Origin of the sequence: Acidithiobacillus sp. 'AMD consortium' (assembly GCF_008926505.1) — a bacterium.
GTDB lineage: Bacteria > Pseudomonadota > Gammaproteobacteria > Acidithiobacillales > Acidithiobacillaceae > Acidithiobacillus > Acidithiobacillus ferridurans.
The window spans coordinates 1,538,201-1,552,322 of sequence record NZ_CP044411.1 but is presented as its reverse complement, the minus strand read 5'-3'; the positions used below and the strand labels follow the sequence as shown (position 1 = coordinate 1,552,322).

The 14,122-nt window shown below is 60.4% G+C and carries 16 protein-coding genes, 1 tRNA gene and 1 other RNA gene; all 18 read right to left on the bottom strand.

What is annotated here, in order from left to right; translation table 11 throughout:
- Nucleotides 1-3: 3 nt before the first annotated feature.
- The 18 genes from F6A13_RS08050 to fabD all read right to left on the bottom strand — a co-directional run bounded on the left by F6A13_RS08050 (nucleotide 4) and on the right by fabD (nucleotide 14,091).
- Nucleotides 4-459, bottom strand: a complete 456-nt coding sequence (locus F6A13_RS08050) for a CBS domain-containing protein (protein WP_113525607.1) — start codon at nucleotides 457-459, stop codon at nucleotides 4-6.
- Entirely contained in the window at nucleotides 459-1,808 is a 1,350-nt protein-coding gene (gene bioA / locus F6A13_RS08045; RefSeq protein WP_113525608.1) for an adenosylmethionine--8-amino-7-oxononanoate transaminase, read from the bottom strand. Before bioA ends, F6A13_RS08050 begins: the two co-directional genes overlap by 1 nt.
- Complete coding sequence (locus tag F6A13_RS08040) at nucleotides 1,795-2,646, bottom strand: NAD(P)H-hydrate dehydratase (protein ID WP_126605570.1); 852 nt, start codon at nucleotides 2,644-2,646, stop codon at nucleotides 1,795-1,797. The genes bioA and F6A13_RS08040 overlap by 14 nt, the downstream gene beginning before the upstream one ends.
- Nucleotides 2,647-2,648: 2 nt before the next feature.
- On the bottom strand, nucleotides 2,649-3,866 hold the full coding sequence (locus F6A13_RS08035; protein ID WP_126605569.1) for an ammonium transporter: 1,218 nt from the start codon (nucleotides 3,864-3,866) through the stop codon (nucleotides 2,649-2,651).
- Nucleotides 3,867-3,925: 59 nt separating this feature from the next.
- On the bottom strand, nucleotides 3,926-4,525 hold the full coding sequence (gene recR, locus F6A13_RS08030) for a recombination mediator RecR (RefSeq protein ID WP_126605568.1): 600 nt from the start codon (nucleotides 4,523-4,525) through the stop codon (nucleotides 3,926-3,928).
- A gap of 6 nt (nucleotides 4,526-4,531) precedes the next feature.
- A complete protein-coding gene (locus tag F6A13_RS08025) occupies nucleotides 4,532-4,855 on the bottom strand; it encodes a YbaB/EbfC family nucleoid-associated protein (protein WP_126605567.1) in 324 nt (107 codons plus the stop codon).
- An 18-nt stretch (nucleotides 4,856-4,873) separates the two neighbouring features.
- Nucleotides 4,874-6,592 (bottom strand): DNA polymerase III subunit gamma/tau, encoded by a 1,719-nt coding sequence (gene dnaX, locus F6A13_RS08020; protein ID WP_126605566.1) that lies wholly within the window; start codon nucleotides 6,590-6,592, stop codon nucleotides 4,874-4,876.
- Between the two features lie 26 nt (nucleotides 6,593-6,618).
- An RNA gene (gene ffs / locus F6A13_RS08015) (signal recognition particle sRNA small type) lies at nucleotides 6,619-6,715 on the bottom strand.
- 46 nt (nucleotides 6,716-6,761) lie between these two features.
- Nucleotides 6,762-6,852: transfer RNA gene (locus F6A13_RS08010), tRNA-Ser, on the bottom strand.
- Nucleotides 6,853-6,940: 88 nt separating this feature from the next.
- Nucleotides 6,941-7,297 carry a PilZ domain-containing protein gene (locus tag F6A13_RS08005; protein WP_126605565.1) on the bottom strand — a complete coding sequence of 119 codons (357 nt, stop codon included), beginning with the start codon at nucleotides 7,295-7,297 and terminating at the stop codon, nucleotides 6,941-6,943.
- Nucleotides 7,281-8,282, bottom strand: a complete 1,002-nt coding sequence (locus tag F6A13_RS08000) for a DNA polymerase III subunit delta' C-terminal domain-containing protein (protein ID WP_126605564.1) — start codon at nucleotides 8,280-8,282, stop codon at nucleotides 7,281-7,283. Before F6A13_RS08000 ends, F6A13_RS08005 begins: the two co-directional genes overlap by 17 nt.
- Entirely contained in the window at nucleotides 8,279-8,923 is a 645-nt protein-coding gene (gene tmk / locus F6A13_RS07995; protein ID WP_126605563.1) for a dTMP kinase, read from the bottom strand. Before tmk ends, F6A13_RS08000 begins: the two co-directional genes overlap by 4 nt.
- Nucleotides 8,920-9,933: an endolytic transglycosylase MltG gene (mltG, locus tag F6A13_RS07990; protein ID WP_225981765.1), complete on the bottom strand. Its 1,014-nt coding sequence runs from the start codon at nucleotides 9,931-9,933 to the stop codon at nucleotides 8,920-8,922. The genes tmk and mltG overlap by 4 nt, the downstream gene beginning before the upstream one ends.
- Nucleotides 9,930-10,766, bottom strand: coding sequence for an aminodeoxychorismate lyase (gene pabC / locus F6A13_RS07985; protein ID WP_126605562.1), 837 nt, complete (start codon nucleotides 10,764-10,766; stop codon nucleotides 9,930-9,932). The genes mltG and pabC overlap by 4 nt, the downstream gene beginning before the upstream one ends.
- 29 nt (nucleotides 10,767-10,795) lie before the next feature.
- Nucleotides 10,796-12,037: a beta-ketoacyl-ACP synthase II gene (gene fabF, locus F6A13_RS07980; RefSeq protein ID WP_113525617.1), complete on the bottom strand. Its 1,242-nt coding sequence runs from the start codon at nucleotides 12,035-12,037 to the stop codon at nucleotides 10,796-10,798.
- Between the two features lie 36 nt (nucleotides 12,038-12,073).
- Entirely contained in the window at nucleotides 12,074-12,322 is a 249-nt protein-coding gene (gene acpP / locus F6A13_RS07975) for an acyl carrier protein (RefSeq protein ID WP_009561355.1), read from the bottom strand.
- 84 nt (nucleotides 12,323-12,406) lie between these two features.
- Nucleotides 12,407-13,156 carry a 3-oxoacyl-ACP reductase FabG gene (gene fabG / locus F6A13_RS07970; RefSeq protein ID WP_126605561.1) on the bottom strand — a complete coding sequence of 250 codons (750 nt, stop codon included), beginning with the start codon at nucleotides 13,154-13,156 and terminating at the stop codon, nucleotides 12,407-12,409.
- Nucleotides 13,156-14,091 carry an ACP S-malonyltransferase gene (fabD, locus tag F6A13_RS07965; RefSeq protein WP_151528142.1) on the bottom strand — a complete coding sequence of 312 codons (936 nt, stop codon included), beginning with the start codon at nucleotides 14,089-14,091 and terminating at the stop codon, nucleotides 13,156-13,158. Before fabD ends, fabG begins: the two co-directional genes overlap by 1 nt.
- Nucleotides 14,092-14,122 lie beyond the last annotated feature (31 nt).

Genomic DNA, 14,122 nt, shown 5'->3' with positions numbered 1-14,122 from the left:
GGTTCAGGGTTTCAGCAGATGCTGAAGAATATCCGAACGACTGATGATACCCAGCAACAAACCGCTGTTATCGACCACAGGCACCGCATGCACATCCTTACGCAGCAACTTCTCGGCTACCGCGTCCGTATCCTCATCGGGGGCTACGGTAACGACGTGGGAGCTGGCCAACTGGCTGGCGGTCACCGCCGTGACTTTGCGCAGGTCTTCGTCGTATTCATGCATGCCGCCCAGAGGGATCAGACCATCCAGAATAGTCAGCATGGTCGGCAGATGCACCTTGCGGTGGGCGTCAATCATATCCCGCTCACCGATCATCCCGACCAGATGATCCTCGCTGTTCACCACGGGCAGGCTGTGGTGCCCGGAACTGAGGAGCACATCCCCCACTTTATCGACCGGATCATCGGCCAGCACCGTAACAACTTCGCGGTTCATGATATCTTGGGCCGTTTTCATCAGGATCGTCCTTCCGCCATGGCGTCATATAATACGTTGAGGATAGTGTCTATTTCCGCTGCTGTCACCGACAGCGGCGGGACTATGGTGAGGAGATCACCGAGGGGGCGGCTGTAAACGCCCATTTCCCGTGCTCGCCGGCACACTGCGTATTCGACGCGGTCTCCGTAGGGATAAGGCGCATTCGTCCTGGGGTCGCGCAACGCGATGGCGGCCATCAAACCGAACTGGCGGACCTCCCCTGCCCACGACTGACCGTGAAAACGCTGCAGCCCGGTTCGCAACTGGGCGATTTTCTCGGGCAAAGCAGCCAGCACACCGCCTTCCGCAAAAAGTGCCAGGTTCTCCAGCGCTACCGCACAGGCCAAAGGATTGGCGGTGTAGGTATGCCCGTAGTAAAACTGCCGGGTTTCCCCGAAAGGCGCAAGAAAGGCAGCATAAACGTGTTCTGCGGCGAGGGTCGCGGCCACCGGCAAGTAACCACCACTCAGCCCCTTACCCAAGGCCAATAGGTCTGGTTCGACAGCCTCCCACTCACAGGAAAAAAGCTTGCCGCTGCGGCCGAAGCCGGTGGCGACCTCATCAATGATCAGCAAGACCTCGTAGGCCCGACACAGACGTTGCGCACCGGCCAGAATACCGGGCGGGAAAGGCAATATGCCCGCGGCGCCCTGCACCCCGCCCTCGAGGATCACGGCCGCAATCTCGCGGCTCTGCTCCTGGAGCGTCGTTTCCAGCGCCGCCAGCCATACGGCTGTTGCCTGCTCCGGATCTCCATCGCAGTCTTCCCGCTGCAATACATAAGGGCTCGGCAACCGTAAAGTCGGGAACAGGAGGTGCCCGTATACCTCGTGAAACAGGGGGAAGCCGCCCACCGAAACGGCGCCAACGGTGTCCCCATGATAGGCATTGTCCAGAGTCAGGAAGAGGCGTTTTTCGGGGCGGCCCAGATTACACCAGTACTGGGCCGCCATTTTGATGGCGACCTCGACCGCCTCGGCGCCGTCCTCCGAAAAAAAACAATGTTGCAGGGAGGCTGGGGTAATTTCCACCAGTGCCTTGGCGAGACGAATGGCCGGAGCATTGCCAGCACCCAGTGCCGTGCTGTGTGCGACTTTGCCCAACTGTCCGATCAGGGCGGCATCCAGTCGGGGATGACGGTGACCGTGAACGTTGCACCACAGGCTGGCGATCGCATCCAGACAGCGATGACCTTGGGTATCGTACACGTAGTTGCCTTCTGCACGGTCGATGATCCACGGGTCGTCATCCCCGTAACACTGCATCTGGGTGAAGGGATGCCAGAAATAACGGCGATCCCATTCCCGCAATACTTCAGTTTCCGTCATGATGTTGCGTCAACTCCTGCAAAGCGCGGGGCACTGCCGCCAGGATATCCCCCGCCAGTAGGCTGGCCTCGCCCATCTCCGCGGCCGCGATATCGCCCGCGCGGGCGTGCAGGCACACGCCGAGGGACAGAGACCGGTCGGCGTCCAGGCCGACCGCCAGCAGACCGGCCAACAGGCCGGTCAGCACGTCCCCGCTGCCGCCCGTGGCCATGCCCGGATTGCCCAAAATACAGAGATTCCGGACAGCGCATCCCAGCAGGAGACTATGGTGGCCCTTGAGGACCCAGTAGCCGCCATAGCGGGCGCGTAACCGAACAATCGCCGCGATACGGTCTGCCTGTACATCGGCGACTGTTATCCCGAGCAGACGGGCCGCTTCGCCCGGATGTGGGGTAAACAGACGAAGTGCATCGGTGGTCAGCAGTTTCGGACCAAAACGCGCAAGAATGTTCAGGGCATCGGCGTCCCATACCTGGGGACAGGACAGTGTACCGATCTCCAGCAAAAGATCATGGGCGGCCAGGCCCTGACCCAAGCCAGGGCCAACGGCCAGGACGGCATGGTCCGGCAAATCTCCAAAAGTCGCAGGCCAGTCTCGCCAAGTTGCTTCTGGCAGGTGTGCCGCCAAGTAAGGGATCGCGGAGGGATGCCCCACTGCCGTCACCAATCCGGTGCCCACCCGATAGGCGGCGGCAGAGGTCAGCGCCAATGCCCCGCCCATGCCCGGCCCTCCGCCTACGGCGAAAACGTGGCCGAAACTTCCTTTGTGCGCCTGCGGGTTGCGCACCGGCAGGCCTGGCATGGCCTGCCAGTTCAGGGCAGCAAAAGGTTCTGTCATGGTCACGCCCTCTCGATATCCTCTTCAGGATACGCGCTGACATGGTGCAGGCTCAAATCCGCCCCCGCATACTCCGCCTCGGGATCCAGACGAATCCCGATAAAGTACTTGATGCTGCCGTAGACGATACCACTGCCCGCCAGGGCGATCAGGACGCCTAGTGAGGTGCCCAGCAACTGAGACCAGAAACTGACCCCACCTGCGCCGCCGAGGAACTGATGTCCAAAAATGCCGACGGCCAGTCCACCCCACACACCGCAAACACCATGGAGCGGCCAGACGCCCAGCACGTCATCCAGACGCAGGCGATGCTGCACAAAGGTGAACAGGTAGACAAAAATAACGCCGGCAATGACGCCGATGGCCAAAGCCCCAATGGGTTGCACCACATCGGAACCGGCGCAGATGGCCACGAGACCTGCCAGAGCGCCATTATGAACGAAGCCCGGATCGCCCTTCCCTACCGCCAGCGCTGCCAGCATGCCGCCCACCAATGCCATAAGCGAGTTGAGCGCCACCAGACCCTGCACAGCAGCAATTTGCTGTGCACTCATCACATTAAAACCAAACCAGCCGATGATCAGAATCCAGGAGCCCAGCGCCAGAAAGGGAATGTTGGACGGCGGCATGGCGTGTACCGCACCATCTTTCCCGTAACGCCCCTTGCGCGAACCCAGCAGCCAGACCGCCATCAGCGCCATCCATCCACCCATGGCATGCACTACCACCGAGCCTGCGAAATCGTGAAAAGGTGCGCCAAAAGCGCGGGTAAACCAAGCTTGAATACCATAATGGCCATTCCAGACGATCCCTTCGTAAAAAGGATAAACCAGTCCCACCAGAAAGGCGGTCGCCAGCAATTGAGGATAAAAACGCGCCCGCTCGGCAATACCACCGGAGATAATGGCGGGCACCGCAGCAGCGAAGGTCAGCAGGAAAAAAAACCGCACCATCTGAAAACCGTGATTGCTCGCGGTCAGAGTCTTTACGTCGGCAAAAAAGCTGATGCCATAGGCGATATGATAACCCACAAAAAAATAGACGATGGTGGATATACCAAAATCACTGAGAATCTTCACCAGTGCATTTACCTGGCTGCGCCGTCGTACCGTACCCAGTTCCAGAAAGGCGAATCCGCCGTGCATGGCAAACACCAGAATGGCGCCCATCAGCAAAAAAAATACATTTCCGCCTGGAGGCGTGACTCCTGTGGGGATCATGATGGCTGTTTCCTCTCGAAATGGATTGCTTTTATCTTTACGAAACGATGGGTCAGTGCTTACTCGTCTAGCAGACGACGACCGTGCAGGGCGCGTCCGAGGGTGCTGCGATCGACATATTCCAGTTCACCACCCACCGGCACCCCCCGCGCGATACGACTGATGGTGATGCCGTCCGGAACCAGCCCGGCGAGAAACTGGGCTGTAGCCTCACCTTCCAGGGTAGGATTGGTCGCAAAAATTACTTCCCGCAAGTCTGTTTCACCCAGCCGCGCGCTGAGGCGGTCGATATGCAGGGCTTCGGGACCGATGCCATCCAGGGGTGACAAATGCCCCATCAATACGAAAAATTCGCCGACGAATACCCCTGTATCTTCGATCGCACGCAGATCAGCGGGTGATTCCACCACGCACAAAATGGAACGGTCCCGGTGTTCGGAACGACAGACGGCACACAATGGCGTTTCGCTCAGGTTGTTGCAGCGTTCACAAAAACGGACCACCGCGTGGGCTTGCTGAAAGGCTGCGGCGAGTTGCGGCATGAGATCGCGCTTGCGCACCAGCAACTCATAGCTGATCCGTTGCGCCGAACGCGGGCCAATACCCGGTAGGCGGCGTAGCAGTGCCACCAGGGCATCCATACTCGGAACGTCTGCCATAAGCGCCTAGAAAGGCAGGTTCATGCCCGGAATATTCATGCCGCCGGTCACTTCCGACATCCGCTCCGCGCTGACCTTCTCAGCATTGCGCACGGCGTCATTGATGGCCGCTGCCACAAGATCTTCGAGCATCTCCTGATCGCCGTCGGTCAGCAGGGAGGGGTCGATGCGCACCCCGCGCACGTCATGCCGGCAGGTCATGGTGACTTCCACCAGATTGCCACCCGCGTGGCCCTGCACCTCTACCTGGGCAAGTTCTTCCTGCGTCTTTTGCAAACGCTCCTGGAGTTGCTGCGCCTGCTTCATGATATTTCCCAGTCCACCTTTCATCTTTCCTTACCTCCCTGTTTACGCTTCATTGTGAGCTGACGGCATGCCGTTTGAGGATGCCGCCACGATTTCAATGGATTCTACGCGGGCATCCAGGGCTTCGAGGAACGCGCCGATGCGCGGATCCGCAGCCACCCGTGCCTCTGCTGCAGCTTGCCTGGATGCCAGCTGCGCCCGGTCTTCCTGCACCAGGCTGCCCACTCCGGTCTCTATGGTGAGAGCAACAATGCTCAGCCTGGGCTCCCGGCCGTAATATGCCGTAAGCGCCTGATGTAACGCCCGGCGGGCCTCGGTCTTGAGAAGGAACGGCAAATAATTGGGCTCCACGGCCAATTCCACCGCCTCTGAATCGCAGCGCAAGGCTTGTCCATAGCGCAGGTATTCGGCAATCATCGGCGACACCGCCAGCGACGCCAGTACGCGACGCCAGTCTGTTGCTGGCGCGATCCCGGCATCCGCATCATGCTGACCGGACGTCGCTGCCGGCGACGGCTCCCGGACTTCATCCCGTGAACGGGTGGAGAGCAAGGGGGCCGAATGGTGTGATAGCGGCGAAGTTGCCTTGGGCACAACGAACTCGCGCGTCGGGGGGGTGGACTCGCCAGAATGCCGGTTTTCTCCGCTCGGGAGCGCCGCTGGCGGCGAGTCGGGCGTTGCTGAACCGGAAAAACTCAACACCCGCAGAAAGGCCATCTCCAGCGCCATGCGCTCGTCTGGATAAAGCGCATAGTCACGTCGTGCCGAAAGGAGCAAAAAATACCAGGACTGCAGGGTAAGCGGGCTGATTCTCCCGCGCAGATGCCCGACCGCCTCGGCGCCATCGGCATCCGGATCAGCTGGAAGAAATTGCGCCAGAGCGATGCGATGCAAGCCTTCTATGACCAGGTCCAGCAGGCCAGGTCCGTCCATGCCCCGCGCCAGATGATCACCCAGTATGGCGAATACCTGTGCGGCATCCCGGTCCACCAACGCAGCGATCAGACCCAGCACCGCGTCATCGCCGCTGCGTCCGAGCATCGCGAGCACGCCGTTGCGCTGCACCGCGCCGCCACCGTGGACAATAGCCTGATCCAGCAGACTCAAGGCGTCACGCAGACTCCCGTCGGCCGCACGCGCCAGTAGCTGCAGGGCGGTGTCCTCCGCCGGCACCTGTTCCAACAGCATGATCTGTCGCAACCTTCCCTGGATCTGGGGAATATCCAGCCGGCGTAAATTAAACTGCAGGCAGCGGGAGAGCACGGTTATCGGCAGCTTCTGCGGGTCCGTAGTCGCCAGCAGAAATTTGACGTGCTCCGGCGGTTCTTCCAAGGTCTTCAGCAGCGCATTGAAGCTGTGCGCAGACAACATATGCACCTCGTCAATGAGGTACACCTTGTAGCGGCCAGCCGTAGGCGCATACTGGACATTGTCCAAAAGGTCGCGGGTCTCATCGACCCGGGTACGACTTGCCGCATCCACTTCCAGCAGATCCACGAAGTTCCCCGCGGCAATACTGCGACAGGCACTACACTCTCCGCAGGGGTTGCTGCTCACGCCTCGCTCACAGTTCAGGCACTTGGCGAGCAGCCGCGCCAGAGTCGTCTTACCGACGCCCCGCGTGCCGGTGAACAGAAAAGCATGATGAATGCGGCCGGAATCCAGGGCATGGCGCAAGGCGGAGACGACGGCGTCCTGCCCGACAAAATCATCAAAATGTTGGGGTCGCCAGCGGCGGGCCAGCGCGAGATAGGCGCTCATGCGGGTCTGAAATATAGGGTGGCGACGCCGACCAGCCGCACCCCGGCACCTGGATCACCGGCTGCCGCTGCTCCCTTCCGGGCCTGACGGGGTTCACCAGTTACCACTGCGAGGGGACCGATCTTTGTCGCCATAGAAAACCTGAGATTGTCCACTGACGGACGATGATTGGCGGAGAGGGTGGGATTCGAACCCACGGTACCCTTTTGGAGTACACAGCATTTCCAGTGCTGCACCTTCGGCCGCTCGGTCACCTCTCCTGAGGGGACGGAGTGTACCTCAGACGCCAGCGTCAGGGCAATGACCCGTGCGGAGTGACCGATGCTGAGCCTGCGTCCAAACGGCATTTTAAAAGCTCAGCACCTCACCATCGTTCCTTGGCAGGCCGGACAGTGCGTTCTGAATCCGGATCAGGACACCGGAGCGGTCATTTACAAACTGGACACCGATGGCGGGAGGGCGACCCTCACGGTTGTCGGGTGGCGTCACCCACACCACCTTTCCCATGACGGGCGCACGTGGTTGACCATCGGGGAGGGTGATCATGAGCAGCACCTCGGTACCTATGGGCAGGAGGTTCGATGTCTCTACCAGCACCCCTCCCCCTTTGATGTTGGGCATGTAGTAACGCTGCACTGCGGTAGCATCCCGTAACACGACAGACAGCGCTTTCGCCGCGCCACCCGCTTCAGCCTGTAATTCCATGCGCCACCTGCCCTGACCAAATGCCTACCCAACTCAACAATAACGTTTCCATGGTCATCCCCACATTGCGATTTTGCGCAAGCGACTCAGGCAGCCGCGCCCATCCCTCCAAGGCTGCCCAGAGGCACGCAACCCGGGCCGATTGCGCCATAACCTCCAGCGATTGCAGATAGTCTAAATGCACGACGTTGTCCAGGCGGCGGCCTTGAAGACGCAGCAAATCCCCCAACAGGCTTAGAACCAGTTCGCGCAGCAGCAGCAAGTCGGTGTCTTTGGCCCAGTTGTCCGCCAGCCGCAAAGCCGCGACAGGCCCTTGCCGAGGAAGGTTCAACAGCGTCTCGATCCAGGTTCGGCGTAGCGTGACCCACCCGGATTCCCAAAGTTGCCAGGCGCGCAGTGGCCGGTTCGCAAACTGCCGGCTTAACGAGAGCGCCTCCGCAGGCGGTATGCCGAGACCTTCAAGCCAGTTCACGCACTGCCCCGGCAGCATCGTCGGGAACGGCAATCTCTGCAAACGGGATCGGATGGTGGGAATAAGCTGCGACGGGTGTTCACTGAGCAGAAGAATATGGGCACGCGCCGCAGGTTCCTCCAGGGTTTTCAGCAGGGCATTGGCGGCCGCCGCAGTCATCGCCTCGGCCGGCGCGATGCGCAGCCAGCGACACGCGCTGACCTGCGGGGTGAAGGCGAGGAACTCGTTGGCATGGCGCACCGCCTCAATGGTGATGCGTTTTCCGGTTTCCGGAGTGATCACCAGCAGATCGGGATGGTTGCCCTCCGCCAACAAACGGCAGGAGCGGCAGGTTCCGCAGGGTAGCCCCTGCGCAGTTGGCGCAAAACACAGCGCCACCTGTTGCAAATCATCGCAGTACTGCTCGACCAACGTTCCCGATTCGCCTGCGGCAAGCATCGCCTGGGGCAAACCGATTTGCACCAGGCTCCATATCGGCGACCACTCCGCAGGCGTCGGGCGAGGCATGTTCATGAATAAAAGGCCGCCAGGCAGGCGGCGAGCCTTGCCCGCACAGCATCATGCACCATCGGCAGAGGCAGGCTCGCATCGACGCGCCAGATTCTTTGTGGTTCGGCCGCGCAACGCTCCGCAAAGACCGCCCTGGCGCGGCTGAAAAAGGCCTGATCTTCCTGTTCCAGCCGATCCGGACGGCGCCCGCAGATACGTGCTGCACCCAACTCCGGCGCTATATCGAACCAAAACGTCAGGTCTGGACGGCGGGTGATCCCCGCCCAGCGCGCCAGCGCCGCGATGTGCGCGGCAGGGACCCCCCTTCCGCCACTCTGATAAGCATAAGTGGAGTCTTCATAGCGATCACTGATGACCACCTTTCCGGCGGCCAGCGCAGGCGCGATACGTGTCCGCCAGTGATCCCGACGTCCGGCATAGAGCAGAAGCAGTTCCTCGTCCGCATCCAGATGCAGGCTATCGTCCAGAAAAATGGTGCGCAACGCCTCGCCAAGTGGGCCTCCGCCCGGTTCCCGGGTAACTTCAACGGCGTAACCCTGCTGGCGGCAAAGTTCCGCCAGCACCGGCAGGGCTGAGCTCTTCCCCGCACCTTCAATACCCTCCAGGGTAAGAAAAAATCCGCTCTTCCGTGTGGTCGCCTTCACTGAACCGCTCCTCCGGCATGCTGGAGATAACGTCGTATCTGCTTGAGGTGTTGCGCGTAACTCTCAGAATAATGGTACTCATCTCCCTGAGCAATGAAATAGAGGTCGGTACTGTCCGCCGGATGCAGCACGGCCATCAGACTGGTGAATCCCGGCATCGCAATGGGTGTAGGCGGCAACCCGGCATGCAGATAGGTGTTATAAGGGCTGTCCACACGCATCTCCTGTGCCGTCAAAAGCCCGGCATAGCGCCCGCCCAAAGCATAAATCACGGTAGGATCGGATTGTAAAGGCATCCCGTGCCGCAAGCGATTGAGAAACACGGCCGCAATATGCGCCTGCTCTGCGGGGGGCGCCCCCTCCTTTTGTACGATGGAAGCCAGAATCAGCGCCTGGTAGGGATCATGAAGCGGCAGTCCGGGAGCGCGCCCGGCCCACAGGGCCTGCAATTCGTGCTGCATGCGCACGTAGGCGCGCCGCAGTACACTCAGCGCCGTGGTGCCCGGCACGTAACGGTAGCTATCCGGGAAAAGCCAGCCCTCTGCGCTGCCCTCTGCGCCGATGCCCAGGTGCGCCAGGCGCGTTGCCACCCCTTCCTCCTGAGGCAGATCACGCCGGTTGAGGTAGGGGGCACTGTCCCGTATTTCCCGGACCACGTCCTGCAAACGCCAGCCCGGCACAATCAGCAGATTAAGGGGCGTGGACTGACCGGCAATCAAGCGGTGCAGCACCTGTTCCTGGTTAACGCTGCCCCTGAACTCATACAGTCCGGCCTGCATGGCCGGACGCCCGGCTAGAGCCCAAGCCAGATGAAACAGTCGCGGATATGGCAACACCCCGGAACGCGCCAGACTGGTGATACTCTGCGCATCACTGGCACCAAGGGGGATAGGGACCGTCACCCCCTTCGCCGGTAGAGTTTCCGGCCAATACATGCCGATGCCGTAAAATCCGACAGAAAATAATACGGTCAGAAGAACGAGCAGAACCGCCATACGTCTGCGGGTCACGGTTGTAGCCCCAGACCCATTTCCCGAGTCCATGTGAGGAGGACGGATGTTATAGGCCCGTCATGTCCGGGTAATTCTCGCCCCATGAAGTAGCGCACCGGCCAGACACCGATAAGGCTGTTGCTGAAAAATATTTCGTCAGCATCCTGAAGCATCGTCAGTGGCCAGTAGCCCAAGCGGGTCGGCACACCATGCGCCTGCAACCATGCCAGAATAGCGGCCCGCTGAACACCAGCAATGCCGCCGTTTTCCAGTTCCGGAGTATGGACAACACCAGCCGTTACCCAAAACAGATTGGACATGATGCCCTCGCGCAACAGTCCCGACTGATCCAGCATGACCCCTTCGGCATATTCAGGGGCTAGCGCATCCCGGGCCATAACCTGGTTCAGACGATTGAGGGATTTGACGCCGAGATACGGTGCGCCGGTGAGCAAGGCGACCTCGCAGGTTGCGGCGGAGATGCCCGGGTTCCAGTAGTGCGGGTTTCGCTCCGGCCACTGGGATAACCACAGATAGCGTCGGGGAGGGCCAGCGCCAGCGCTGCCGTACCCCGGCCCTGGTCCACGACCGAGGGTCAGTTTAAGGAGAAGGCGCGGCTGTGCCGGGATAGCATCCAGCGCCGTCCGTAAATCTTTGCGCCAGACTTCTGGAGGAGGTGCCGGAATATTCAGAATAGCCGCGCCACGCCCGAGTCGCGCCAGATGCGCCTCCCAAAACAGGGGAACGCTCTTGATCACCGCAATGGTTTCAAAAAGCCCGTCGCCGTAATGTAACGCACGGTCCAGGGCGGCATCGCACGCCCCCGCCGCCACGAGGGGATTTCCATCCATGGTGGCGACAATCACCCCCACGCGGCGAATCAGTCGTCGATACGGCGGAAAACCAGCGAACTATTGGTGCCGCCGAATCCAAAGGAGTTGCTTAAAGCAACTTTTACGGATGCTTTTCGCGCTTTGAGGGGCACATAATCCAGGTCACAGCCCTCGCCGGCCTGATCCAGATTGATCGTGGGCGGCAAAATGCCGTGATAAAGCGCGAGCGCCGTAAAAATGGCTTCCACCCCCCCCGCGGCACCCAGAAGATGGCCTGTCATCGACTTGGTGGAACTCATGGCCAATCGCTGCGCGTGTTCGCCGAATACGGTATGTACCGCATCGGTCTCCGACCGATCTCCCAGCGGGGTGGATGTCCCGTGCGCGTTGATATACCCCACCATTTCGGGCGACACCGAGGCGTTACGCAGTGCAACCCGCATGCAACGGGCGGCACCTTCCCCACCCGGGGCGGGTTGGGTCATATGGTAAGCATCGGAGCTCATGCCGTAGCCGGCCAACTCTGCGTAGATCCGTGCGCCACGACGCCGGGCAAATTCATATTCTTCGAGAATGAGAACGCCCGCGCCCTCGCCCAGCACGAAACCATCCCGATCCTTATCCCAGGGGCGGCTCGCTCTCTCAGGATCGGCGTTGCGCGTAGAGAGCGCCCGCGCCGCACAAAACCCACCCAACCCCAAAGGGCTGACAGCCGCCTCAGCTCCGCCGGCAATCATGACATCGGCGTCGCCATACTCGATGAGCCGCGCCGCCTCGCCGATGGAATGTGTGCCAGTGGAACATGCCGTCGCCATGGCGATGTTGGGCCCTTTGGCGCCATACATGATGGAAACGTGCCCCGACACCATATTGACGATGCAACGAGGAATAAAGAACGGCGAGATCCGGCGGGGGCCGCTTTCCGTGACGACCTGATGCTCGGACTCGATGCCCGGCAGACCGCCAATACCACTGCCGATGGATACGCCCACCCGATCTGCAATATCCGCTCCAATCTGTAAACCAGAGTCTGCCACCGCTTCCATGGCCGCCGCGAGGCCGTAATGGATAAATAAATCCATCTTGCGGGCTTCCTTGGTCGGAATGTACTGACCAATATCGAAGCCACGGACTTCTCCTGCAATCTGGGAACTGTAGGCGGCAGGATCCAGGCGGGTAACCCGACCGATACCACTGCGTCCCTGGGTTATCGAATCCCACGCCGCGGGGATACCCACACCGACGGGCGACACAATCCCCAACCCCGTAATCACTACACGTCTCTTCAAACGCCCGATCTCCTCATCGTCTCGGTCAGGAAATGCTCAGGCATCTTTGGCTGGAATATGCGCAGACACATAGTCGATGGCCTGTTGCACGGTCGCGATCTTTTCCGCTTCTTCGTCGGGGATTTCACAGTCGAATTCTTCTTCCAGAGCCATCACCAGCTCCACGGTATCCAGCGAGTCGGCACCCAGATCATCAACAAAGGACGCCTCATTGGTGACTTCGTCTTCATTAACGCCCAACTGCTCTACCACGACCTTCTTTACACGATCTGCCACATTGTCCATTAGGAGAAGCTCCTCTGTTGGTGAAAAATTATTGTCGGCGAGATTGGACCACAGGGCATACAGTCCTGTAAAGCCACGAATGCATTACCCCATCCACATGCCGCCATTGACATGCAGAATTTGTCCGGTTACGTAACCTGCTTCCGGGCTCGCCAAATAAGCGACTGCAGCAGCCACATCGGCCACCGTCCCCAGCCTTCCCGCAGGAATCTGCTGCAGCAGAGTATCGCGCTGCGCTTCATTCAGCCCTTCGGTCATGTCGGTGCTGATAAAGCCTGGTGCCACACAATTGACGGTCACCTGCCGCGCCGCCACCTCTCTCGCCATGGCCCGGGTAAAACCCGCGACTCCCGCCTTGGCGGCTGCATAATTTGTCTGTCCGGCATTCCCCATCACCCCGACTATCGAAGTAATGTTGATGATCCGGCCAAAACGGGCTTTGAGCATATCGCGCACGCATAGCTTGCTCAAGCGGTATACCGCGCGCAGATTGGTCGCCATGACAGCATCCCAATCCTCATCTTTCATCCGCAGGAGCAACTGATCCCGGGTAATTCCCGCATTGTTCACCAGAATGGCCGGCGCGCCATGGGATGCCTGTATCTGCGCGAGCGTTGCGGACATGGCCGCGTCATCGGTCACATCCAGTGCCATCCCGGCGCCGTGGATACCCTGCGCCGCCAGATCGGCACTGATCCGTTCCGCACCGGCAGAGGTCGTTGCTGTGGCAACGACCCGCGCACCCTGCCTGCCGAGTACGTGCGCGATCTCCTGTCCGATGCCGCGGCTGCCACCTGTGACCAGGGCTAGCTGGCCCTCCAAAGATCCTGCCATCAGATCACCTCCAGGGCGGCCTTGAGGCTTTTGCCATCTTCGACGTGGAGCATGGTCAGGCTGGGCTCTATGCGTTTCCCCAGGCCCGACAGTACGCGCCCCGGACCCATTTCCACAAAGGTCATGGCCCCCTGCCGGGCGAGGTGGCGAATCGTGTCTGTCCAGCGCACCGGCGAATATAACTGCCTGGCGAGTATGGCACGGATGGAGTCCGGCGTGTTGTGGCTTTGCACATCGGCGTTATGTACCACCATCGCCTTGGGGCTACGGAACTGCACGGATTCCAGCACAGACTGGAAACGTTCGGCGGCCGGCTCCATCAGGCTGCAATGACTGGGCACACTGACCGGAAGCAGGACAACGCGTTTGGCCCCGGCCGCACGTGCCGACTCCACCAGCCGCTCGACGGCCGCCTGATGACCTGCGGCCACCACCTGTCCCGGCGCGTTGAAATTGGCCGCAGCCAGCACTTCACCCCTTGCTTCCTGAGCACACAGCTGTTTCACTTCATCGTCGCCGAGACCGATGATGGCTGCCATGGCACCCACCCCCTCCGGCACCGCTTCCTGCATCAGGCGGCCCCGTTCCGCGACCAGACGTACAGCGTCCACAAAATCCACCGCATCCGCAACCACCAGAGCGGTGTATTCTCCCAGGGAATGCCCGGCGACAAAATCGGGAAAGATGCCACCTTCCTCTTCCCATACCCGATATACGGCATATCCGGCGGTTAGCATCACCGGCTGCGTCCAGCGGGTCTGGCTCAGTTTTTCGGAGGGCCCCTCCTGCGTAAGCAGCCATAGGTCCTCGCCCAACTGCGCAGAAGCTTCTTCAAAAACCTCTTTGACCAACGGATGACCGTTGGCCAGGTCGGCCAGCATATTCAAAGACTGCGAACCCTGACCCGGAAAAACAAAGGCGATAGAGCCGTGCAAGCGAACCTCCTCTCGATACAAATTGGTATGC

What these genes read in the sequence shown, in the direction of transcription:
- fabG (WP_126605561.1), bottom strand. Translation starts at nt 13,156, where the DNA reads ATGGCAGGATCTTTGGAGGGCCAGCTAGCCCTGGTCACAGGTGGCAGC.
- dnaX (WP_126605566.1), bottom strand. Translation starts at nt 6,592, where the DNA reads ATGAGCGCCTATCTCGCGCTGGCCCGCCGCTGGCGACCCCAACATTTT.
- pabC (WP_126605562.1), bottom strand. Translation starts at nt 10,766, where the DNA reads ATGGATGGAAATCCCCTCGTGGCGGCGGGGGCGTGCGATGCCGCCCTG.
- F6A13_RS08040 (WP_126605570.1), bottom strand. Translation starts at nt 2,646, where the DNA reads ATGACAGAACCTTTTGCTGCCCTGAACTGGCAGGCCATGCCAGGCCTG.
- F6A13_RS08005 (WP_126605565.1), bottom strand. Translation starts at nt 7,297, where the DNA reads ATGGAATTACAGGCTGAAGCGGGTGGCGCGGCGAAAGCGCTGTCTGTC.
- F6A13_RS08035 (WP_126605569.1), bottom strand. Translation starts at nt 3,866, where the DNA reads ATGATCCCCACAGGAGTCACGCCTCCAGGCGGAAATGTATTTTTTTTG.
- F6A13_RS08050 (WP_113525607.1), bottom strand. Translation starts at nt 459, where the DNA reads ATGAAAACGGCCCAAGATATCATGAACCGCGAAGTTGTTACGGTGCTG.
- acpP (WP_009561355.1), bottom strand. Translation starts at nt 12,322, where the DNA reads ATGGACAATGTGGCAGATCGTGTAAAGAAGGTCGTGGTAGAGCAGTTG.
- F6A13_RS08000 (WP_126605564.1), bottom strand. Translation starts at nt 8,282, where the DNA reads ATGAACATGCCTCGCCCGACGCCTGCGGAGTGGTCGCCGATATGGAGC.
- recR (WP_126605568.1), bottom strand. Translation starts at nt 4,525, where the DNA reads ATGGCAGACGTTCCGAGTATGGATGCCCTGGTGGCACTGCTACGCCGC.
- F6A13_RS08025 (WP_126605567.1), bottom strand. Translation starts at nt 4,855, where the DNA reads ATGAAAGGTGGACTGGGAAATATCATGAAGCAGGCGCAGCAACTCCAG.
- bioA (WP_113525608.1), bottom strand. Translation starts at nt 1,808, where the DNA reads ATGACGGAAACTGAAGTATTGCGGGAATGGGATCGCCGTTATTTCTGG.